The sequence below is a fragment of the Nonomuraea sp. NPDC048901 genome (assembly GCF_040649695.1).
Taxonomy (GTDB): domain Bacteria; phylum Actinomycetota; class Actinomycetes; order Streptosporangiales; family Streptosporangiaceae; genus Nonomuraea.
This window is the reverse complement of record NZ_JBEZFW010000036.1, coordinates 35,317-56,481: the sequence shown is the minus strand read 5'-3', so window position 1 is coordinate 56,481 and position 21,165 is coordinate 35,317. Positions and strand designations below refer to the sequence as shown.

19 protein-coding genes and 3 pseudogenes are annotated in these 21,165 nt (G+C 70.1%); 12 read left to right on the top strand and 10 right to left on the bottom strand.

Annotated elements, in window-relative coordinates:
• The first annotated feature begins 12 nt into the window (after positions 1–12).
• From AB0C30_RS56970 to AB0C30_RS56960, 3 genes are all read left to right on the top strand, one after another.
• Positions 13–1,563 carry a GMC oxidoreductase gene (locus tag AB0C30_RS56970; RefSeq protein ID WP_357961196.1) on the top strand — a complete coding sequence of 517 codons (1,551 nt, stop codon included), beginning with the start codon at positions 13–15 and terminating at the stop codon, positions 1,561–1,563.
• Between the two features lie 30 nt (positions 1,564–1,593).
• Complete coding sequence (locus AB0C30_RS56965) at positions 1,594–3,021, top strand: aldehyde dehydrogenase family protein (RefSeq protein WP_357961193.1); 1,428 nt, start codon at positions 1,594–1,596, stop codon at positions 3,019–3,021.
• 184 nt (positions 3,022–3,205) lie between these two features.
• The gene (locus AB0C30_RS56960; protein WP_357961191.1) at positions 3,206–3,907 is read left to right on the top strand and encodes a hypothetical protein; all 702 of its coding nucleotides are present in this window, start codon (positions 3,206–3,208) and stop codon (positions 3,905–3,907) included.
• Here AB0C30_RS56960 and AB0C30_RS56955 read toward each other — a convergent pair.
• From AB0C30_RS56955 to AB0C30_RS56940, 4 genes and pseudogenes are all read right to left on the bottom strand, one after another.
• Positions 3,908–4,318 (bottom strand): annotated as a pseudogene (locus AB0C30_RS56955) (NAD(P)-dependent oxidoreductase); the annotation flags it as partial. It abuts the gene before it with no gap.
• A gap of 106 nt (positions 4,319–4,424) precedes the next feature.
• Positions 4,425–4,544: pseudogene (locus AB0C30_RS56950) on the bottom strand (IS5/IS1182 family transposase); the annotation flags it as partial.
• Positions 4,545–4,668: 124 nt separating this feature from the next.
• Positions 4,669–5,400 (bottom strand): phenylalanine--tRNA ligase beta subunit-related protein, encoded by a 732-nt coding sequence (locus AB0C30_RS56945; protein WP_357961188.1) that lies wholly within the window; start codon positions 5,398–5,400, stop codon positions 4,669–4,671.
• Positions 5,401–5,426: 26 nt separating this feature from the next.
• The gene (locus AB0C30_RS56940) at positions 5,427–6,038 is read right to left on the bottom strand and encodes a LysE family translocator (protein ID WP_357961185.1); all 612 of its coding nucleotides are present in this window, start codon (positions 6,036–6,038) and stop codon (positions 5,427–5,429) included.
• Positions 6,039–6,107: 69 nt separating this feature from the next.
• Between AB0C30_RS56940 and AB0C30_RS56935 the strand changes: the two genes are divergently transcribed.
• The 3 genes from AB0C30_RS56935 to AB0C30_RS56925 all read left to right on the top strand — a co-directional run bounded on the left by AB0C30_RS56935 (position 6,108) and on the right by AB0C30_RS56925 (position 8,892).
• Positions 6,108–7,598 carry a PLP-dependent aminotransferase family protein gene (locus AB0C30_RS56935; RefSeq protein ID WP_357961182.1) on the top strand — a complete coding sequence of 497 codons (1,491 nt, stop codon included), beginning with the start codon at positions 6,108–6,110 and terminating at the stop codon, positions 7,596–7,598.
• Between the two features lie 380 nt (positions 7,599–7,978).
• Positions 7,979–8,308, top strand: coding sequence for a hypothetical protein (locus tag AB0C30_RS56930; RefSeq protein ID WP_357961179.1), 330 nt, complete (start codon positions 7,979–7,981; stop codon positions 8,306–8,308).
• 125 nt (positions 8,309–8,433) lie between these two features.
• The gene (locus tag AB0C30_RS56925) at positions 8,434–8,892 is read left to right on the top strand and encodes a cupin domain-containing protein (RefSeq protein WP_357961176.1); all 459 of its coding nucleotides are present in this window, start codon (positions 8,434–8,436) and stop codon (positions 8,890–8,892) included.
• 522 nt (positions 8,893–9,414) lie between these two features.
• On the opposite strand, the gene AB0C30_RS56920 is transcribed toward AB0C30_RS56925, so the two are convergent.
• A complete protein-coding gene (locus tag AB0C30_RS56920; RefSeq protein WP_357961173.1) occupies positions 9,415–9,798 on the bottom strand; it encodes a tyrosine-type recombinase/integrase in 384 nt (127 codons plus the stop codon).
• Positions 9,799–9,998: 200 nt separating this feature from the next.
• Positions 9,999–13,226 (bottom strand): BTAD domain-containing putative transcriptional regulator, encoded by a 3,228-nt coding sequence (locus tag AB0C30_RS56915; protein WP_357961170.1) that lies wholly within the window; start codon positions 13,224–13,226, stop codon positions 9,999–10,001.
• 102 nt (positions 13,227–13,328) lie between these two features.
• Here AB0C30_RS56915 and AB0C30_RS56910 point away from each other — a divergent pair, with 102 nt between their 5' ends.
• The 3 genes from AB0C30_RS56910 (at position 13,329) to AB0C30_RS56900 (ending at position 15,811) form a co-directional block, all read left to right on the top strand.
• Entirely contained in the window at positions 13,329–13,967 is a 639-nt protein-coding gene (locus tag AB0C30_RS56910) for a hemerythrin domain-containing protein (protein ID WP_225302058.1), read from the top strand.
• 41 nt (positions 13,968–14,008) lie between these two features.
• Positions 14,009–14,437, top strand: coding sequence for a DUF4267 domain-containing protein (locus AB0C30_RS56905; RefSeq protein WP_357961166.1), 429 nt, complete (start codon positions 14,009–14,011; stop codon positions 14,435–14,437).
• 63 nt (positions 14,438–14,500) lie between these two features.
• Positions 14,501–15,811 carry an FAD-binding oxidoreductase gene (locus AB0C30_RS56900; protein ID WP_357961163.1) on the top strand — a complete coding sequence of 437 codons (1,311 nt, stop codon included), beginning with the start codon at positions 14,501–14,503 and terminating at the stop codon, positions 15,809–15,811.
• Positions 15,812–16,109: 298 nt separating this feature from the next.
• Here AB0C30_RS56900 and AB0C30_RS56895 read toward each other — a convergent pair whose 3' ends face one another.
• The 3 genes from AB0C30_RS56895 to AB0C30_RS56885 all read right to left on the bottom strand — a co-directional run bounded on the left by AB0C30_RS56895 (position 16,110) and on the right by AB0C30_RS56885 (position 17,562).
• Positions 16,110–16,568, bottom strand: coding sequence for a Tn3 family transposase (locus AB0C30_RS56895; RefSeq protein WP_357961160.1), 459 nt, complete (start codon positions 16,566–16,568; stop codon positions 16,110–16,112).
• Between the two features lie 37 nt (positions 16,569–16,605).
• Entirely contained in the window at positions 16,606–17,223 is a 618-nt protein-coding gene (locus AB0C30_RS56890; protein WP_357961157.1) for a Tn3 family transposase, read from the bottom strand.
• A 177-nt stretch (positions 17,224–17,400) separates the two neighbouring features.
• Entirely contained in the window at positions 17,401–17,562 is a 162-nt protein-coding gene (locus tag AB0C30_RS56885) for a hypothetical protein (RefSeq protein ID WP_357961154.1), read from the bottom strand.
• Between the two features lie 41 nt (positions 17,563–17,603).
• On the opposite strand from AB0C30_RS56885, the pseudogene AB0C30_RS56880 reads away from it, so the two are divergent.
• Together AB0C30_RS56880 and AB0C30_RS56875 are read left to right on the top strand one after the other, a co-directional pair.
• Positions 17,604–17,801: pseudogene (locus AB0C30_RS56880) on the top strand (GH32 C-terminal domain-containing protein); the annotation flags it as partial.
• A gap of 257 nt (positions 17,802–18,058) precedes the next feature.
• The gene (locus tag AB0C30_RS56875; RefSeq protein ID WP_357961151.1) at positions 18,059–18,718 is read left to right on the top strand and encodes a TetR family transcriptional regulator; all 660 of its coding nucleotides are present in this window, start codon (positions 18,059–18,061) and stop codon (positions 18,716–18,718) included.
• A 492-nt stretch (positions 18,719–19,210) separates the two neighbouring features.
• On the opposite strand, the gene AB0C30_RS56870 is transcribed toward AB0C30_RS56875, so the two are convergent.
• Complete coding sequence (locus AB0C30_RS56870; protein ID WP_357961148.1) at positions 19,211–19,936, bottom strand: helix-turn-helix domain-containing protein; 726 nt, start codon at positions 19,934–19,936, stop codon at positions 19,211–19,213.
• Between the two features lie 371 nt (positions 19,937–20,307).
• On the opposite strand from AB0C30_RS56870, the gene AB0C30_RS56865 reads away from it, so the two are divergent.
• Positions 20,308–21,105 (top strand): alpha/beta hydrolase, encoded by a 798-nt coding sequence (locus AB0C30_RS56865; RefSeq protein ID WP_357961145.1) that lies wholly within the window; start codon positions 20,308–20,310, stop codon positions 21,103–21,105.
• Positions 21,106–21,165 lie beyond the last annotated feature (60 nt).

Sequence of the window (21,165 nt, the reverse complement as noted above, 5' to 3'; positions counted from 1 at the left end):
GGATCAGGCCAGATGGGATCAGCAGGCAGCTACGACACCATCGTCGTCGGAGCGGGCTCGTCCGGCTCGGCACTCGCGGCACGGCTCGCCGACGCGGGACAGCGGGTGCTGCTGCTCGAGGCCGGCCGGGACTACGCGGCCTCGCAGCTTCCGGAGGCATGGAGGTCGCCGAATCCGTTGAACGCGATCCTGAACTCCGACTACAACGCGTTCTTGTGGGACGGGCATCTGGCCACCAGGACCGAGGCCCAGGAGCCCTACCTGTACTGGCGAGGCAAGGGCCTCGGCGGAAGCTCGACGGTGAACGGGCAGATCGCGATCCGGCCGCCCATCGAGGACTTCGACGAGTGGGCGGCCTCCGGTTGCACCGGATGGTCGTCCGCGGAGGTCATGGCGGACTTCATCGCCCTGGAGTCCGACGCCGGCTTCGGCGACGAGGACTACCACGGCACCGCCGGCCCGATCCCCGTCTACCGGGCCCCGGTCGACACGTGGGGCTCGGTCGACCAGGCGCTCCGCGCGGCAGCGCTCGCCTCGGGTTTCGGGTGGGCCCCGGACGTCAACGCACCCGGCGCGACCGGCGTCTCTCCCTACCCCATCAACTCGATCGACCGTCGACGGGTCTCGTGCCACGACGCCTACCTGGAGCCACGTCGCGACAACCCGGGCCTCACCATCCGCGGCGACAGTCTGGTCGACGTGGTTCTCTTCGAACGTGCTCGGGCAGTCGGCGTCCGGCTGGCCAACGGATCGGCCTTCCACGCGAACCAGGTCGCGCTCAGCGCGGGCGCCACGGCCTCGCCCTCGATCCTCATGCGCTCGGGCATCGGCCCCGCCGATGACCTCCGACGGCTGGGCATCGAGGTCCGTGCCGATCTGCCGGTGGGCCGTGGGCTCCAGGACCATCCGATGGCCCTGATAGGCATCCCGCTCACCGAAGCGGCCTCGGCCGGCCCCGCCGACCGGCACACGAACTGCTGCGTGCGCTACAGCAGCGGCACCGTGCCCGGCGGGAACGACATGATGCTGGCCGCCCTCAACCAGAACGCGCTGGCCATGGCGGCGGCCGAAGTGCGCGCCGGCGCCGGTGCCGTCGGGGTGTTCGTCAACCGGACCTACTCGCGCGGAACGCTGAAGCTTCGAAGCGCCGACCCGAGCACGCAGCCCCGGGTGGCGCTGAACATGTTGTCGGACGAGCGCGACATCGACCGCCTGGAAGCGGGCATCAGGCTCCTCGGCGACCTGGTGGCCCACTCCAGCTTCGCGGAGATCGCCGACGGCGATCTCTGGCGGGTCAATTCGTCGCTGCGCGATGCCCTGGACACACCAGGGCGACTGCGCGACTACCTGCGCGCCAGCGTGGTCGACACGCAGCACGCGACGAGCACGTGCCGGATGGGAGATCCGAACGCGCCGGAGACGGTCGTCGACCCCCGGTGCGAGGTCCTCGGTTTCGAGGGTCTCCGAGTCGTCGATGCCTCCGTCTTCCCCTTTGTCCCACGCGCCAACACCCATCTCGCCTGCGTGATGTTCGGCGAGCATATGGCCCGCAGGCTCCACTGAAGCCGGCTTCGATCCAGAAGGAATGAGCAGATGAAGCGCCTGAGCAACATCATCGACGGCACCCCGGTCGAAGCCGCGGACCCGGAACTCCGCAGCGTCGTCAACCCGGCCACCGAACAGGTCGTCGCACTGATTCCGGCCGGATCGGCCGCCGACGCCGCGGCGGCGGTGGAGTCGGCGCAGGCCGCGCACGCGGGCTGGGCGAGGCTCGACCTCGAGGACCGCCTCGGCCGGCTGAGCCGCACCGCCGACCTCCTCGAACGGCATGTGCGTGAGCTGGCGGAACTCGAGAACCGGGAGATGGGCAAGCCTGTCCCGCTCGCCGAGCAGTTCATCGCGGGCGGAATCGCCTCGTTCCGGCTCGGCATCGAGCGGGCGCGGTCCTATCCGTTCGTCGCCGACGTCACAGCTCCGGGCGAGTCCGGACGGACAGTGGTCATCCGTGAGCCGCTGGGCGTGCTGGCACTCATCGTGCCCTGGAACTTCACGGTGACCTCGATCCTGGGAGCCCTGGGCCCCCTCCTCGCCGCCGGCAACACAGTGGTGATCAAGCCCTCGGAGAAGGCGCCGCTGTCCGCGGCCCGGCTCGTCGAGCTGTGCGACCTTCCGGCAGGCGTGGTGAACCTTCTCCTGGGCGACGCGCGCGCCGGCAAGCCCTTGGCCGAGCATGAGGCGGTCAAGCTGGTGCACTTCACCGGGTCTGTCGAGGCGGGCCGCAGCGTCGCCGTCGCCGCGGCCAAGCGCCTTCAGCGAACGATCCTGGAACTGGGAGGGAACGACCCCGTCCTCGTCGACGCCGACGTCGACGTGGCCGCCACCGCCAAGGCGGTCGCGACGTCGACGTTCCTCAACAGCGGACAGATCTGCACATCGTCGGAGCGGATCTACGTGCACCGCGCGGTCGCGGACGAGTTCATCGCCGCCCTCGTGGCCGAAGCCGAAGGCTGGACGATGAGCGACGACCCCTACTCCCCGGGCCTGGGACCACTGGTCGACGACACCCAGAGGAGGATCGTGCACGACCACGTCCACGAAGCCGTCGACCGCGGGGCGACGCTGCTCTGCGGTGGCGGGCAACCAGACCGGCCCGGATACTTCTACCCCGCGACGGTGCTGACCGAGGTCACCTCGGACATGCGCATCATGAAAGAGGAGACCTTCGGGCCGGTCGCCCCCGTCACCGTGGTCGACTCCTTCGCCGAAGCCATCGACCTGGCCAACACCACAAGCTTCGGACTCGCGGCGACGGTCTATTCCTCGACCCCCGAGAACCTGCGGCGCTGCAGGGAGATCAACGCCGCTCTCGTGTGGATCAACGAGTGGCAACACGGTGGCGTCAACATGGTCTACGAGCCGTGGGGGGTCAGCGGGATGGGTGCGACCGGGGCAGCGGCGTCGTTCGACGCCGCCACCCGCCCGGTGTCGATGCTCTACTCGCCGTCCACGAACCACGGGTAGTACAGGGCCGTGCTCCAGGCAGGGGTCGCGCCGGTCGTGGCGGCCTGAGCAAGGGCCCACTCCGGAGAGCCGAATATGAGTAGGGGCTACTCATGTCCGGCGGTGGGCCGCGGGACAGGATGCGATCACGGGGCTGGGAGTGCCCGCCCGCGATCCGTTCCTTGATCTCTCCCAGAGGAAGAACATGCTCACACGTTCCGGCAAGCTCGCGGCGATGACCGCGTCGGGATGCCTGGCGATGTCGGTGCTCGGGGTCACGGGAGCCGCCGCCGAGACGGCGTTCGCCCCTGACACCTGCGCCAGCGGGTACGTCTGGCGCGGCGCGCGGCCCAGCGACCACGTCTGCGTGGACCCGTCCGTACGCGACCGTACGCGGTCGGAGAACGCCTCCGGCGTCTGGCACGCGTGCACGACCGGGTTCGTCTGGCGGGAGGCGTACACCGGTGACTACCGGTGCGTGGTCCCCAGCTCCCGCTCCCAGGCGCGGCAGGACAACGGCAGCGCGGCCCGCAGGCTCGCCTGGGTCGTCATGGTGAAGCGCAACCACGCCGGTAACGGGCCCTCGTGCGACGGTGAAAGCTGCTCCACCACCAACGAGGGGCCGTACCAGACCGTGGGCGTCCGCGGCTACTACCTGACGCCGGGCACCCAGGTCGCCGTCCAGGTCAGGCGCGCCTCGGATGACCGGGTGCTGTGGCAGGGCCGGGCCACGGCGCAGCCGGGCGGTAACGGACCGGCGGGCAACTACTCGGTCGACACGGGGCGGGTCCTGTGCGGTGGCAGCTCGTTCGCGGCGCCGCTCACCGCGTACGTGGTGGTGCGCGGCGACGGCGGGCAGTGGTCGCCGCGCGTGCCGATCGCCTGGCGGTCCTGCGGACTGGTGTGATCAGCGTGCCAGGGGTTCCGGCCGGGGCCCGGTGAGGATCCTCGCGTTGAGCACCGTGGTGACCTTGAGGGCCCATTCGCTCGGCTCTCGTACGAAGGTTCCGTGTCCCGGCCGTCCCGGGCCGTCGTCACGCGATGCGGGGCGCGTTACCGTGGCGTGGTCGGGGAGCAGCGCGAGGCGGTCGGCGTTCAGCAGGTTCCGGGTCTCGGGCAGCGACGGCGCGTGCAGGGGCACGATGTCGCTGCGGTGCAGCAGGTCAGGCAGCGGAACGAGGGTCGTGCCGAGGGCCTGGGCGTCCGCCTCGGTGGCGTAGGGGTCGCTCGCGAGCACGGTGAGGTCGAAGGACCGCAGCAGGTGTGCCACCCGCCGGCCGGTATGCGACAGGCCGACGATGCCGACGACGCGACCGTAGTTGGACCGACCACCCCCCCCACAACTGCTTGGCTGCGACGCAGGTCAGAGACGGATTCGTTGTTTTTTCCGCGATTGCTACCGGGACCCCCGTTACCGACACCCGATGTTCGAGGTGGAGGAGAACTTGGGCGGCTTTGAGGATGGCACCGATCCGCCGAAGGTCGAGACTGACTCGGCGGAGCGCCCTGGAGGTGGGCTTCAGCAGGGAGTTCGTTCGCTCGGCGACCCCGTGGACGCCACGTATGAGCCCCTCCCTGCCAAATGGACAGAGGTAGCAAACGGCGCGATCGGCCGCCCGTCGCAGAAGACGGGCCACAGGTCCGCTACATCTTGCCGGTACGGGTCGGTCAGTGTTGCGTCTCGTCTCCCGCCCCGCTTGGCTGGATGGCGAAGTCAAAGCGCGGCGTGGAGCGGCTCAACGTCGCGGTCGGCATCGAGATCGGCCAGACGCTGCTCAACGCGTCCGTCAGCGCGGCAATGAGGTCCGGGACGTCCTTGGCCGCCGAGGAGTGCAGCCCCTCCGCGATGATCAAGGCCGTATGGGTCTTGTCGCGAACGGCCGAGTGGCCGCTCTGCCGGTTCGTCCATCGCCGGGCGTGGGCGTGCTCCGCGGCGTCGACGAAGGTCACCTCTCCCGGTTCTGGGTTTTCCAGCTCTCCCGACAGTGTCAGGTACTTCTCGTCGCCAGCCGCACGCCGGACTTCGAGGTGCCCGGAGATCCTGGCGACGTCCAGCGCGGCCACCGGGATCGCGAAGGCGAGTGAGGCGGCGTTGCAGAGGTCGACCAACGGGTGGATCCGCGGCAGTGCGCCTTCTTTGCGGAAGCGCCGCAGCAGTGACTCCGAGGCGCATCGATACCGCGTTGGCTTGAGTCCCATCTTCGAAAAGGTGCGCCGCCAGGCCTGGATCTCGGGCAGGTCGGCCTCCGTGCCCGCCGCGAGCCGCGCCTTGGCGAGCAGGTTGAACGCCTCGATCCGGGGCTCGACGACCGCGTCGGCGGTGATCCCCGTGGCGACGAGCACGCCGGCGACGAGCTCGGGGTGCTCAGACCAGATCTCGTCCGAATGCTGGAAGTACATGTTCGGCTCCGTCGTGGGCTCGGCGGTCATCGGACGGCGAGCGCGAGCTTGGCGCCGAGGGCGACGAATGATCCGGCGAAGCCCCTGCGCAGCCAGGCCATCAGCCGCGGCCGCGCGATCACGCGGTCCCGTACCGAGGCAGCAAAGACGCCATAAACGGCGAAGATCGCGAGTGTGGCCAGCATGAACACGGCGCTGAGTTCCAGCATCCGCAGCACGTACCCCGGCTCGCCGGTGTCGACGAACTGCGGCAGGAAGGCGAAGAAGAAGATGGTTAGCTTCGGGTTGAGAAGGTTGATCAAGATGCCGGAGGCGATCACGCGTCCGGCTGGGAGCGGCGTGGTTTCCTCCTCGGCGACGATCGGATCTGTGTCCTTCAGCGTGGCCCACGCCATGTACAGCAGGTAGGCCACGCCCAGGTACTTGACGAGCTGGAACGCCGCCTCGCTGGTGTGCAGCAGCGCCGCCATGCCGGTGATCGCCGCCACCATGTGGGGAACGATGCCCAGCGTGCATCCGATCGCGGCGACGACGCTCGCGCGACGGCCGTGCGATAGCCCCGCCGACAGTGTGTAGATCGCCCCGGTGCCAGGCGTGGCGACCACGATGAGCGTGGTGACCAGGAACGCGATGCTCAAGGTGGTCCTCCTGATGGGCTCTGGTGATGGCCGTTCTCGTGACCGGAACTCTGCCGCCACAATGGCCTCATGAACAGGTCCAATGAAGACCTCGTCGAGAGGGCCATAAAGGCCGGCTCCGATTTCCTCCAGCTGAACGTCGAGGACGCGCCCGTCGGTGGGCTGTCCGAATGGCTCGCCGACCGATTGCGGTCGGCGATCTGCGACGGCCGCCTGACCGTGGGGAGCAGGTTGCCTGCGAGCAGGGTGCTCGCGCGGGATCTCAGCGTGTCCCGCGGCGTCGTCACCGAGGCCTACCAGCGTTTGAACGAGGAAGGCTATGTCGCAGGGCGCCGCCGGAAGGGGACGATCGTCGTCGGCGCTCCGGGCCGGACGCCACCGGCGCGGCCGCCGTCCCTTCCGGCGGACGTGGTGCCGGAGGACGCGGTGTTCACGGCGTCGCCCGGCGTCGAGGTCTTCGACTTGCTGCGGGCGGCCGCAGCGCGGATCGACCTGTCACCGGGCGTGCCCGACCTGGCCGCCTTCCCGCGGTCAGCGTGGCTGCGTGCCGAACGCTCACTGCTCGCCGACCTGGCATTCTCCGCCCTTGGATACGGAGATCCGCGCGGAACCCCGGCGTTGCGCGTCGCCGTGGCGAACTGGCTGGCCCGCAACCGCGGGATCCTCGTCAACCCGGCAGATGTGATCATCACCGCCGGCACCGCTCAGGCGCTCGGACTGTTCGCCGAGATGCTCGCCGAGGCCGGGATCCGCGAGGTGGCGGTGGAGGATCCCGGATCGCTGGGCGCCCGCCAGCACCTGCACAACCGGCGGCTGGTCACCCCACCGGTGCCGGTCGATGCCGACGGGATAGAGGTCGGCGCGCTGCGCGCGACAGGCGCACCGGCTGTCCTGCTCACGCCGGCGCATCAGTTCCCGACAGGCGTGGTGCTCGGCGGCGATCGGCGCCGCGAGCTGATGCGGTGGGTCGATGACGGCGGCCTGATCATCGAGGACGACTACGACGCCGAGCACCGTTATGACCGGCCTCCGGTTCCGGCGCTACGGTCGGCGCTCGGCGAGCGCGTCTGCTACGCCGGGAGCGTGTCCAAGCTACTGGCGCCGGCGCTGAGGATCGGATGGGTCCTCGCGCCGCCGCGGTATCGGGACGCCGTCGTGGCCGCCAAGCGGTTTGCCGACCTCGGCAACGCAACATTGCCGCAACTGATACTGGCCCGCCTGATGGAGTCGGGGGAGATGGAACGCCATCTGCGACTGCTGCGCGGACGCCACCGCCGCCGTCGGGACGCCATGATCGACGCGATCAGAGCACAGCTACCGGACGCGGCGGTCCACGGCGCCGCAGCGGGCCTGCACCTGACGATCACATTCGACGCCGGGTTTTCCGACGTTGACCTCGCCGCCGCGTCGCTCGCGTGCGGGGTGAAGGTGCAGCCGCTCTCGTGGCACCGGCAATGCCCGGGCCGCCCGGGGCTCGTGCTCGGCTACGCCGCGAGCACCCCGACCGCCATCGGCGAAGCCGTGGCGATCATCGGCGAGGCACTGCGCCGTGTGCGCTGACGCTGCTCCGCAGGGCACCCAGTGCAGCTGATCACACCCTGCCGGTCCACATCCACACTCACACCCTGGACCCGACCGCATCGGAACGGCCAGTATTGGTAACCCGAGCCCCGACGGCTCGCTGACGCGACTGGTCGTTCGGTTCCTGCTCAAGGGCCTGGAAGTCCCAGAGTTCACTGAATTGACGGTTCGTCGGACGGAACCGATGGATCTTCATGCCTCATGACCCATTTCGACCCCTGGGTTCGCCGCGACTGGCGGGGTCTTGCTCTTCAGCTGCGGTGGCCAGCAGGGCGCGGGCGTTCTCGGCACAGCGGATAGCGGATAGCGGTCTTGGGGTTGAGACTGAACACCGCAGCGAGGGGGAGCGGGTCCGGGCCATGCGCGAGGGCTTCTTCGAGCTGCTGATCAACGTGAAGGCGTTCAAGTGCCGCAGCCTGACCGCGCAGCTTCTAAGCGGAATAGATCTTGGATACGAGACCGACGCCGTGGGCGCTCATCTGGTCGATCCACAGGTGAGGATTGACTGTGCTCGGCCAGCGGGTGCGACGGTAGTCGAGCCATTTGAGCAGGATCTGATGGGTGAACTCGTCAATGGGGCACGCGGCGCAGCAGGTCCTCCAGGCCCGTCGCGAGCCATCGTGGCTCCGGCGCGCCGATCACACCAGATGAGCTCCTCGGGAATGCACCGGTGGGACGACGCCCTCTAGCTCATGACCACTCCGCTTGCCCCGCCGACGGATCACGGCTTGACTAACCGGACCGCAGTCCGATAACTTGCGACCATATTCGGACCATAGTCCGCTTCTCGGATTCTCGCAGCAGAGGGTAAGTCATGCTCAAGAAACTGATTCTGGCCAGCATGGCCAGTTCACTGGCCATGCTGGCGAGCGGAACGGCTAGTTCGCTCGCCGAGTCGCGCCCCGCACAGGCCGCCGGCCAAGTCATCTACCACTCTCACAAGGAGGATGGATCGCCCTGCGAAGGACTGAAGGGATGCACATTCGTCCAATTGAAGGGCGATCCGAAGACCGGCCCTTCGGAGGCGATGTTCACTCTCAAGGCCGGCACTCCCTTCTCCCCGCACTGGCACACCAGCCCAGAGCGCGTCGTCGGAGTCTCGGGGGTCATGCTGTGGCACGTGGAGGGACGCAAGACCTATCGGGTCGGTGCAGGCGATTACCTGTATTACCCATCGAAGGCGGTGCACTGGGGCAAGTGTGCTCCGGGTGCCGACTGCGTCTACTACGTGTACGACTCCAAGCCCTACGACTTCCATCCCGCCGAACGCTGAAGTGGCGTTGCGTCGACCGACGCCGACTCAGCCGCAAGGAAGCTCAGGCAGAAGCCCGCCGTACAGGAGGGGTGGCCGTTCAGCACACCTGGCGATCACGGGCACAGCCCGACTGATCGGCGACTCCGGCACCGGCAAGTCGCACCTGCTCATCACCTTAGGCACCGAAGCGGCGATGCCTGGATTCCAAGTGAAATAGACCCTGGCCACCTGGCTGGTCAGGGTGGCAGTGGACTCGGCATCGAGGCCCACATCGATGTCGGCTATCAGCGCGGTTCCGGCTGATCAAGGATACGCGGCTGGACTCTCCCATATTGGAAGAGTCCATGCTGGGGCATAGACGAGGAACTGCTGCCGATCGGGCAGTTCGCCAGGCTCGGTCGGCTGAGCGTCAAACGGCCTCGCTGTAGTCCCGGGGAAATTTCCAACAGATTTGCCTGACCTGCGGCGATACACAGGGCCTGGACGGCAGTCGCGAGGCGTCTACGGTGGGATCATGGGCGATGACGAGCCGAGGTTCGGCTACGGCCAAGGACGGCGGCCGCTGTGGAGCCAGCGCGAGCGCGATGCCGAGCAGGTTCTGCGGGTGTGGCCGGCCAGCAGGCGGGGCAGCAGCCGGGCGGTGGGGGTGGCCCAGTGCACGTACTCGATCGCGCCGCCCTTGGACACGACCCGGGCGCGGCGGAACTCCAGGTCGAGGTCTTCGACGTTGAGGGTGAGGACTTCCTCGGCGCGGGCGGCCGTGTCGTACAGGAGCCGCCACAGCAGGCGTTCCCGCAGGGCGTGCGCGGCGACCGGATACTGAGGCCCGGTCACGGCGGTCAGGCGGGCGAGGGTCTCGGCGTAGCCGGCGCGGGTGGTGGCCGCCTGCACCGACTCCAGGAAGCGCTCGACCGCGGCCGTCATCGACGAGGCGGGCGGGGGCCCGGCGGCCGGGGAAGGACGACGGACACGGACGTCCTCCGGGCAGGCGATGTGACACATAATGTAGCCGAGTCGCCGTCGTGGCGGCAGACGCCGAGCTGGGCGGACACGGCCCTAAGGCCGCCCACGTGACAGATAATGCAAGTTCTGTGTCACAGATGTGGCGGCGCCATGGGCAGAGACTAGGTGGTCGTTCGCAACCGGGCCTCGGCGGCCCAATGAGGTGCGTTCCACCGGTCGGCGATGGTGGCGGCCTGAGCGAAGTGGGCGGCGGCCTCGTCGTCGTGGCCGAGGAAGACGGCCAGCTCGCCGAGGGTGTGGGCGACCGGGCGCAGCTCCACGGACAGGCTCGTGGCGTCCGGCGGGGGGCCGTCGCAGCGCGCAAGCAGCGTCGCGTAGATCTCCTCGGCCGCGGCGCGGTCGTCCAGGGCGATGGCGGCCATCGCGCGGACGGTCGTGAGGAAGGTGAAGAAGTAGTCGGGCCGGATCGGGTCCGAGGTGCGTACCCGGCGGGCTTCGTCGATCAGGCCGTTGGCGTGCAGGGCGAGGACCAGCAGGTCGGAGGCGATCGGGCCGAACGCCTCGTGGAAGGCACGCACCTCCTCCAGGTGCTCGCCGAGCGTGCCGTTGTTCACCCAGATCGCGGCCAGCGCGAGGCGGAGGAAGCCGACGGCGTGCAGGGATCCGGCGCGCCGCATGCCGTCGGCGGCCTCGGTGTAGAGCCGTTCGGCGTCGGCGAACCGGCCCTCGATGAGGGCCAGGGTCGCCAGCACCACCTCGGCGACGCCGATCGCTTCGGGCAGCCGGTAGGTGCGCGCGAGGTCGAGGGCCTCGGCAGCCGCGCGGCGCATGGTGGCCGGGTCGTTGGCCCCGGCGGCGGCGCTGGCCTGGTTGAGCAGCCCGGTGACGCGATAGACGGGCAGGTCGTGCTCGGTGCCGATCGCCACCAGTTCGCGGCAGAGGTTGTCGCGTTCGGGCAAGCCGCGGTGGCCGCGGGTAATGACCTGGAGGGCCGCCGCCCGCAGGCGGGGTGAGGTGGCGAGGTCGAGCGCCTCGCGGGCCGCCGCCAGGGCGGTGGGGTCGTCCTCGCCGACCAGTTCTTCGGCGTAGGCGGCGAGGAGGTGGCTGCGTGCCTCCGGGGCCAGGTCGGTGCGCTTGAGCAGGCGGCTCAGCCTGTCGACGATGGGCCGGTCCACCGTGCCGTACTCGCGGGACTGCCATGGTGTCGGCTCGGTCCAGGCCGTGAACGCGGCGATCATCAAGTCGTCGCGTCCCAGGGACTCGGCGTACTCGACGGCCTGCAGGCGGGTCTGGCGCGCGGCAAGCAAGGCGCCGGCCCGGATCTGCGCCCGCAGCAGCCTGCCATGCAGGTCTATGCGCTCCTCCGGGCCGGTCGAGTTCGCGACCGCGTCGGTGAGGAGATCGGCTGCGACGTCGTGGGCGTAGCGTGCTTCGGCCAGTTCGGCGGCCCGGAGGCAGTAGCCGACGGCCTTGGGGGATCCGGCTCGCGCGTAGTGGTGCGCGAGCGCCGGGATGTCGCCGGTGGCTTCCAGTGCGGCGGCGATGCGGGCGTGCATGCGGGATGCCCGCAGGCGGCTGACGCCGGCGATGAGGGTGTCGCGGACGAGGGCGTGGACGAACCGCACCCGTCCGGGGCCGGGCTCGCTCAGCAGCCCGGCGATCACGCCTGCGTCCAGTGCGTTCAGCACGCCTTCCTCGTCGGTGTCGGCGGCGTCCACGAGGACGTCCACCGAGCTCTCGCGGCCTGCGACCGCGGCCAGTCGCAGCACGGCCACGCCGGCCTCGGGCAGCCGTGCGAGGCGCCGCCGCAGCACGTCCCGTACGCCTTCGGGGACCTCGGAGAGGGCGACCAGCGCGCCCTCTCCGTTCAGCAGTCGCGCGCTCTCCCGCACATAGAACGGGTTGCCGCCGGTGCGCTCGGCGATTCCGGCGACGGTCTCGTCATCGGCCTCACACTCATTCCGTACGATCTGCGCGACAGCCACGTCGTCCAGGCCGGGCAGGGGGAGCCGCAGCGGCGTGGCGCGCGCCAGCGAGGCCAGCGTTTCGGCGAGGTGCCCGCTCTCGTCCGCCCGGTAAGCCGCCACGACCAGAACGGGGGCCCGAATGCCGAGGCAGCCGCCGAGCAGCTCCAGCGTGACGGCGTCCGCCCAGTGCAGGTCGTCCAGCACGACGGCGACCGGGCGTTCCGCGGCGACGGCCGCGAGCCACTTCCACACGGCCTGACGCAGGCGGAACCGTCCCGCGGTGGCGTCGACGTTCACCGGCTCGGTGTCGGTGAGCAGCGGCGCGAGGTCGTCCGCGAACTCGCCCGGGGACCTGGTCGCGGCAACGCCTCTCAGCGCCTCAGTCCAGGCCCACGCGGGCGGCGCGCTGTCGACCTCCGAGCAGTGGCCGACGGCGACCAGCCATCCGTCACGTTCGAGCCGCCTGCCGAGGCGTTCCAGAAGCGTCGACTTGCCGAGTCCGGCCTCGCCGGTGACAAGGGCGATGCGCGCTCCGTCGGCGGCGGCCTCGGCAGCGGCCGCGACCAGTGCCGCCAGCTCCTCCTGGCGTCCGACGAACGGCGCCTCGGTGATCGGAACCGTCTGCGGCAGCGGGACAACAGGCGGTGGCAGGAACACGGACGCGTGAAGGACGTCCGTGCGCTGGGTGAGGATCGCCTCCTCCAACGCCGTCAGGTCCGGGCCGGGGTCGAGCCCGAGCTCCTCGGCGAAGATCCCGCGAACGCGGCGGAGCGTCGCCAGCGCGTCGGCTTGGCGGCCACTGCTCCACAAGGCCAGGGCGTGCAGCCGCCAGCCCTCCTCACGCAGAGGCTCGTCGCGGGTGAGCCGCTCAGCCTCGGGAACCACCGCGGCGGGGTCGCCGATGCGCAGACCGGCCGCGACGTGCAGTTCGGTGGCGACCAGGCGCAGCTCGTTCAGCCGGGCCGTCTCCGCGGCGGCCCACGGCTCGTCGGCGACCTCGGCGAACGCCGGTCCCTGCCACAGGCCCAATGCCTCGGCGAGCCGGGCCCGGGCGGCGCGCGGGTCGGTGTCCGTACGGGCCTGGTCGAGCAGGTCCTCGAACCGCCACGCGTCCACCGACTCGCGGGGCAGCCGCAGCGCATAGCCGGGCGCCGCGCTCACCAGCAGCCGGGCCGGCGTGCGTGACGGGCGGCCGGGCTCCAGCAGCCGGCGCAGGTTGGACACGTACGCCTGCAAGGACATCAGCGCCCGCGCGGGCGGCTCCCCGCGCCACAGGTCCTCGATCATCCGGTCGACCGGCACGACCTGCCCGCGCGCCGCCACCAGCAGGGCCAGTACGCCGCGCTGCCGCGGCCCGCCGAGGTGGACGGGCTCACCGTTCACCTCGGCGGCGAATGAGCCCAGTACGCGGATGAAAACCATGATCCGGACATAGTACTTGGGCTGTTCCAAATCGGCTCCAAGCCCCCTCCAAACACCCGAGAGCAACCTGAACACGTCGCAACCGATGAAGGACAGGAACAGATGAGCGTCAATACCCAGGACATGGAGATCGTGCACCGCGTCTTCCGCCGTGAAACACGGCTGCTGGTGGACCTCGTCGCGGCGGTCGCCCCGGGTGACACTGCTCGCGCCAAGGTGATCGCCGACCACTTCCGCATCTACCGGCTGGGCCTGCACCACCATCACGAGGGCGAGGACGAGCTGCTGTGGCCGCCGCTGCTCGCCCGGGTGGACCTGGAGGCCGACATCGTCCTGCGCATGCAGGCCCAGCACGAACGCATCGCGGCCACCCTGACCAGACTGGCCGCCGCGGTCCCCGCCTGGGAGGCCACCGCGGGCGCCGACGAACGCGACACCCTGGTGGCCGCCCTCGCCGAGCACCGCGCGGTCCTGCTGGAACACCTCGACGACGAGGAGGCCACTCTCCTCCCGCTCGCGGCCAAGCACATCACCCAACAGGAGTGGGCCTCCCTGGGCGACCACCTGGTGAACAACACTCCCAAGCTCACCCTGCTCACGCTCTTCGGCGCCGTCCTGGAAGACGCGAACCCGGCCGAGCGCGCCATCGTCCTCAGCGGCCTGCCCGCCCCGGTCCGCGTCATCTGGCACGTTATCGGCCGCCCCCGCTACGCCCGCCACATCCGCCGTGTCCGCGGCTGAACCCTGCTCCGACCCCGTCTGAACATCAAAGGAGAACAACCATGTCGCAGAAGAAGCTCAACACCGTCCTGGCCGCCGCCGTCGTCCTGTTCACCCTCTACCTCGGGTTGTCCTTCGTCCTGCCCCTCGGGACGTCCTTCCCGGGCCTGCCGAACTGGCCCTCTGGCGACAGCGGCTTTCCTATCGTGAAGGGCAGCCGCGAAATCGCGATGGGCCTGGCCATGGGCATCCTGCTGGTGACGGGCCACCGCCGCGCCCTGGGCTGGGTCCTGCTGATGGTGGCCGTCGCCCCGTTCGGCGACATGGTCAACGTGCTGGCCCACCACGGCTCCATGGCCGCCGCGTTCGGCATCCACGGCCTGACCTCGGCGCTGATCGCGGTCACGGGGTTGCTGATCCTCCGCGAGACCAGCAAGGCGCGCAAGGCCCAAGAGACCGCCACCCCAGCGCCCGCCGCGCAGCCCGCCTGACGTTCCCGCAGTGCGGCACGGTGTTCCTTCGCATTTTCTGAGAACTCGAAAAGGGAGACGACGATGACGATCAACGATTTGCGCGGTGTCCTCAAGGGGCGCGTGCTCCTGCCCGGTGACGACGGCTTTGAACAGGCGGCCACCGCGTGGAATCTGACCGTCAGGCAGCCGGTGGCGGCCGTGGCGGAGGCCGTGGATGCCGATGACGTGGCGGCGCTCGTGCGTTACGCGCGGCGGGCGGGTCTGACGGTGACCGCGCAGCCGAGCGGGCATGGCGCCTCGGGTGATGTGGAAGGCCTGATCCTGTTGCGTACCGGCCTGCTGAACGAGGTGGAGGTACGCGCCAAGGAGCGCGTGGTCCGGGTGGGCGCGGGCGTGAAGTGGGGGCAGGTGCTGGCGGCGGCCGGTCCGCTGGGTCTGACCGGCCTGTCCGGCAGCGCGCCGGGGGTCAGCGTGACCGGCTACACCCTGGGCGGTGGGGTCGGCTGGTTCAGCCGCAAGTACGGCTTCGCCTCCGACAGCGTGCGGGCTATCGACATCGTGGACGCCGATGGCGAGCCGGGCCGGGTGAGCGCCGAGTCCGATCCCGAGCTGTTCTGGGCGCTGCGCGGCGGTGGCGGGGACTTCGCGGTGGTGACCGCCCTCGAACTCGAGCTGTATCCCGTGCCAGTCCTGTACGGCGGGCGTGTGATCTGGCCGGAGCACCGGACCAGGGAGGTGTACGACGCGTTCCTGGAGATCACCGCCGAGGCGCCGCGTGAACTCAGTGTCTGGATCAACCGGCTCCAGCCACCCGGCGCGTCGCCGATGGTGACGCTGGATCTGGCTTACCTGGGTGAGGCGGTTCAGGGGGAGGACCTGCTGGCGCGCCTCGACAAGATCGAGGGCGCGATCTCCGACAGCCGCGGCGTCGTCCCGGTTGCCGACCTGGGCGGCATCACCGCCGAGCCCACCGATCCGGCCCCGTCCATCGCTCGTGCGGAGCTGCTCACCGGCCTGGACGCGGACGCGGTGGAGCTCCTGCTGGCCAAGCCGGTCGAACCGCTTATCAACCTGCAGATCAGGCACCTGGGCGGGGCGCTCGCCGAGCCGGAGGGCGGGGCCGGTGCGAGCGGCGCGGTGGCCGAGCCGTACCTGCTCGGCCTGCTGGGTCTCGGCCTGCCGCACGCGGCCGACGCGACGCGCGCCAAGCAGGCCGAGGTCGTGGCCGACCTGGAGGCCTACATCAGCGGCCACAAGCCGTACACCCTGCTGTCCCCCGGTGACACGGCGGCCAAGTCCTTCTCCGGCAGCGCGCTCGCGCGGCTGCGGGAGATCAAGCGGGCCCGTGACCCGCACAACGTGTTCCGCGCCAACTACCCGGTGCACGGATAGATCGGTTCCCACTGCGCGCACGGCACCGCAGATGCGACGGCGACTCGACCGCAGCCCGCGCCCGCCAGGAGCCAGCACCTTCGGTGCCACGTCCGCGAACAGGTTCTCGGATAGCCCCGATCGCGCGGATCGCGGTCAGCTTGTCGATCTCACGCAGCATCGACTCCAGGCTGATGTTGCCCGGCATCGCCTTGATCAGCGCCAGCACCGAATCGCCCGTCCGCAGTGACCGGGCCCCGCACAAGGCTGGGCGGGGGACACCGGCGCGGCGCGCAGGCCAGGCCCCGGGAAGCGGCGATCACATCAGAGCCATCTCCGTAGCCACCGGACGCAGTGGCCGCCAGCCGCCGCCATCCAGCTTGGCCAATTCCGCCTCCACGTCGACATTGATCACGCCGAAGAAGTCGATGTTCTCGCTGTGCGCCGGAGAGATGTGGGCCGGCAACTCATCCGGCACGTCCCGGCTGGTCGCCCGCAGCTGCCGCACGGCGAGCGAGTAGTACTCTGTGGTCCAGGTGGTGACGGCGTTGGTCAACACGGTCAAACACCACGCCTGATCGGTCTGATCGGCCAAGGCCGGCTTGGTGACGGTGCCCTGCTGGGCGTAGTGCAGGTCCCGGCGCAGCGCATGCAAGGTGCGGCGCAGCATGCCCCACTCCTTCAAGGCAGCGGCCAGGGTGTTCTGCCGGGAGGCCGCCGACCACTTGCCCACCACCAGCGACGCGGTGGCCTGGCCATACTTCAGCGACCCGGCCATGCGCAGCAGATCGGGCCAGCACTCGGTGATCAGGTCTTCATTCCAGCGCGCTCAGCAGCGGCCCGGCATGTGCCTCACGCAGCGTCTCCTCCCGCACGTACCACTCCTGCGTCCAGCGCAGCACGTCATAGCCGATGCCGCAGGCCTCCGACATCCTGGACAACCCCAGATTCGTGGCGTTGGCGATGAGCACGCTGAGGATATTGCGCTTGAGATCGGCCGAGCGGGCCTGGTTACGGCCGCCGGCGTGAGTGAAGCAGTCCAGAAAGTGCGTGCGCACGTCAAGCTCGATCAGCAGGGAGGCGATCGGCGCGAACGGCAGCATCCCGGCCGGCTCCGCCCTCAGCTCCTTGGCCTCGCCTGGCACGTCTTCGGCCGACAGCGGCGGGATGACGAGCTTGTCGTCGTCATCGAGCCGGACCGCGCCGGTGTCGTCCGGCAACGCCTTGGCCAGCGTCTGGTCGAGCTGCGTCAGCGCGGCGTGCAGTTCCTCCTTGCCCTGTTCGATCGCCTCGGCCGCATCGGCGGGCTTGCCGACCAGCTTGCAGAAGTCGGCCCGCCGCGGCGCCCACTGCTCGGGCGAGTACAGGTAGGTGGCCGGGTCGGCGTAGCGGCGCGAGCCGGGCACGAACACGTCCCGAGCGCAGCCCGTCACGCAGCGCCAGCACCACGCACAGCTCCCAGTAGTGGCGGTAGGCGGTCTCGTCGCCGTCCTTGCGCGCTTTGGCCAGGTACTCGGCGTAGCGGGCCGGGACGAACGAGGTGGATGCGCCCTCGGGCACCTTGCGGCCGCCGCCCTCGTTCAGCCGCTTCAAGATGGCCACCGCCTCCATCAACTCCGCCGTGCCGGTCCCGCCCTGGAAGTCGATCGCCGCCAGCACCTCGGGGTGAACTGGCGCAGGTAGGTGTAGGAGGCGTGCAGCGCCGAGAGCCGGCCGTGATCGCGTGGCAGCTTCTTCCAGCCTTCGGTGACGACCTCGCGCAGCTTGCTCATCCCGATCGTGTTGCGCAGCCCGCTGGCAGGAGAGCCGGACGCCCTTCCACCTGTCCGCCCGCACGGTCCGCCTGCGCGTCCTCGTCGACCGCACGTCCGTCGAGATGTTCGTCGACGACGGCCGGTACGCGCACTCGACCGAGGTCTTCCCCGACCCGTCCGACACCGGGCTGGCCCTGTTCACCATCGACGGGCAGGCGGTGTTCCGGAACATGGTGATCCGGGAGTTCGCGGTCTGATCCGACGGGGGGTGGCCGGTGGGATGGCCGCGACGGACGAGGTCGGCGGCGGCGCCCGGCGCGCCGGGGCTCTCGTCGAGGAACAAGCGCGAGGGCCGCACCGGGCGCGCTCGGTTCCGCGTCGGCCGAGCTTCGGGCCACGAGGTGGGGCCGGTCCCGCGTGAGGCAGCGGCCGGTGGGGCGTGATACGGGGGCTTCGGCTCGGCGTGACAAAATGGGGGGCCGTTCGTCCGTCCTTTGATGCTGCGAGGTTCTCCGTGAGCAAGCCCGTGGCCCGCGAGCCCCTGCGCCGTAATTCGCGGTCCAACCGGGCGCGCATCCTGGCCACGGCCCGTGAGGAGCTGGGGCGGAACCCCGATGTCACGCTGGAGGAGCTGGCGCGGGCCGCCGGGGTCGTCCGGCGCACCCTCTTCGGGCACTTCCCGGGGCGGGCGGCGCTGCTGGAGGCGCTCGCCGAGGAAGCCGCCGAGACGTTGCGGAGCACGGTGCAGGCCGGGCCGGAGTCGGGGGAGCCGGCGGAGTCGGCCGAGTGGGCGTTGGCGCGGTTCGTACTCCGGATGTGGCCCGTGGGCGACCGCTACCGCATGCTGCTGGCGCTCACCCGGCGGGACCTCGGCTCCGAGCGCCTCGACGAGGTGCTCGCGCCGGCCCGGGAGGCCGCCATCGGGATCCTGGATCGCGGGCAGCGGGACGGCGTCTTCCACTCCCATCTGCCGCCGGCCGTGCAGAGCGCAGGCCTGATGGCGTTGATCGTAGCTCTGGTGGAGTCCGTCAACACCGGCGCGCTGGAGGACGACGGGCACCGGATCGCCACGGCCACCCTCATCGCGGCCGGCGTGCCGGAGGATCGGGCGAGCGCGGTGGTCGAGGAGGTTGCGTCGGCGATGGCTACGGCTCTTCCGGCCCACGGCACCTGATTTCTCTCCGGCCGACCCGTTCGACGAGGTGTCCCGGGCGTCGTCGCGGCCCGCGACCTTGAAGTCCTTGAAGGTGACGCGGTCGCCGGAGGCCGCCGAGACGGTCGTCGTCGCGGTGACCTCGAAGCCGAGGGTGGTCAGGACACGGGCGCGGATCCGGTCGGAACCGTAGCCCCGGGTCAGTTCCAGGCCCAGGGCGTCGGACAGGTCCACGTACGACAGGAAGACGGTCGCCTCCGACGAGCGGGTCCGAGCCTCGCTGTCGTCGTCCGGCTTCGTCAACCCGTCCATCCGCAGGGCGAGTTCGGTCACCGGCAGCGGGCGGTCGGAGCCGTCGGCGGGTTCGTGCGAGTACGAGTACGAAAACTCGCCCTCCTGGTCACGGTCGTGCTCGGGGCGGGGGCGGTACATCGGCCCTCCTCCAAAGGGCTTCGGGGGACAGGGAGTTGGGGGCGGACATGTGTGAGTGCGAGGGGGGTGCGGGCACGGGTTTCAGACGGGACTCGGGGGCGACCCGGTCTTCCGTACGTGATCGACCTTCGCGGCGGCGGTGTCCGGGGCGACTCCGGCGGCGATGAGGGCGGCGGTTGCGGCGCCGGTGCCGTCGTCGGGGCACAGGCCGCGGTCGACGCAGTCGAGCAGGGCCAGCAGTTGGGCCTCGATGGCTCGGGCGAGCGGGTCGGGCGGGACGGTGATCTGGAAGACGCCCTGTCGGCGGCCGTGGGCGAAGACTCTCGTGGCCATGTCGCGGGCGGGGGTCAGCAGTTCGTCGACGCGTGCGGGGGCGAGGTCCTGGCCGCGGGCCAGCCGGATGAGGGTGCGGTAGCGGTCGCCGACGGGCCACATCATGAGGACGAATCGCGCCAGGTCCGCGACGGCGTCGGGGGTCGGGGCCGGGGCACCCGCGACGGCGCGCCGGATCGCCTCTGCGGCCTCGGCGGCCAGGCACTCGACGAGCGCGGTCCGGCCGGCGAAGTGGACGTACACGGTGCGCCGGGCCACACCGGCGGCGGCGGCGATGTCCTCCAGGCGGCTGTCGGGGTCGCGGGTCAGTTCCCGCCGAGCGGCGTCGAGGATCCGGGCACGGGTGGCCCGCGCGTCCCGACGCTGCGCCGAAGTCGAGGTCGAAGTCGGAGCAGGAGGGGGCGGCGTCTCGTGGGGCCGGGCCGGAGACCGCCTCGGCCTCGTCGTCGGTGTTCGTGCTGGTCGGCTGGTCACGTCGGTACCTCGAAGGCGGGTGGGAGGAGGGAGTCATCGCGATATTTGCACATCGACGGGCAACAAACTAGTCTGCACATCGATGGGCAATTAAGCGATTCCGCTCAAACATGGTCCAGCAGATCGGCTCCGTGATCGGCGTCAGCGTCCTGGTCGCCGTCAGCCGTACTTGCTGCTTGGTCCGGGCTTGCCGGACCGCGACGCCGCGAAGGCGGCTTGGGGGTTGAACTCATGACACAGGTGACCCAGCGACCGTCGTCTGGCGCGGACTCCCCGGCCAGGGGTCCCAGGCGACCGACCGCGTCCGTCATCGGACGGTTCAGGCAGGCGGGCTGGAGGTTCCGATCCTTGAGGCCGGCAGCGGGCCGCTCGTGGTGTGCCTCCACGGGTTTCCCGACCATGCCGCCAGCTGGGCGGGGATCCTCGACCGCCTTGCGCAGGAAGGGTACTGGGCGGTCGCGCCCGCACAGCGCGGATACTGGCCCGGCGGCGCGGCTCCCGACGGCTCCTATCGCATTGCCTCGACCGGCCAGGACGTCCTGGCCCTGATCGAAGCGCTCGGGCGCGAGCAGGCGGATCTCATCGGCCACGACTTCGGAGCCGCGGCGGCGTACGCGGCTACGAGCCTCGACGCGAGGCGTGTCCGCAAGCTTGTCACCATGGCGGCTCCCCATGGCCGTCAACTGCTGACCGCATTGGTCACTGACGGTGACCAGCAGCGGCGCAGCTGGTACATGTTCTTCTTCCAGACAGCCATGGCGGAGGCGGCCGTCGAGCTCGACGACTTCGCCTTCATCGACCGGCTCTGGCGGGAGTGGTCGCCCGGCTACGAGCTGCCGGATGCGGAGCGTGCCGCGCTCAAGGAAACCCTGGGTGCTCCGGGAGTCCTGACCGAGATCCTGGGCTACTACCGCCAGTTGTTCACGCCGCCGCCCGCGGACGAGGCGGCCCAAGCCCTGGAAGCCCGGGCGTTCGGTGCCATCACCGTCCCGTCGCTCTACCTCCACGGTGCCGGCGACAACTGCTTTTCCGTGGAGGTGAGCGAGGGCATGGACGACCTGTTCACGAACGGCTTCGAACGCATCGTCGTACCCGGCGCAGGGCACTTCCCGCACCTGGAGCAGCCCAAGACAGTCGCCGACCACATCCTGGGCTTCCTGAACAGCTGACCCCCTCCCACCACCCAGAACTCGAAGGGTTGACCGAACCATGACTGACAAGGAAAGGCA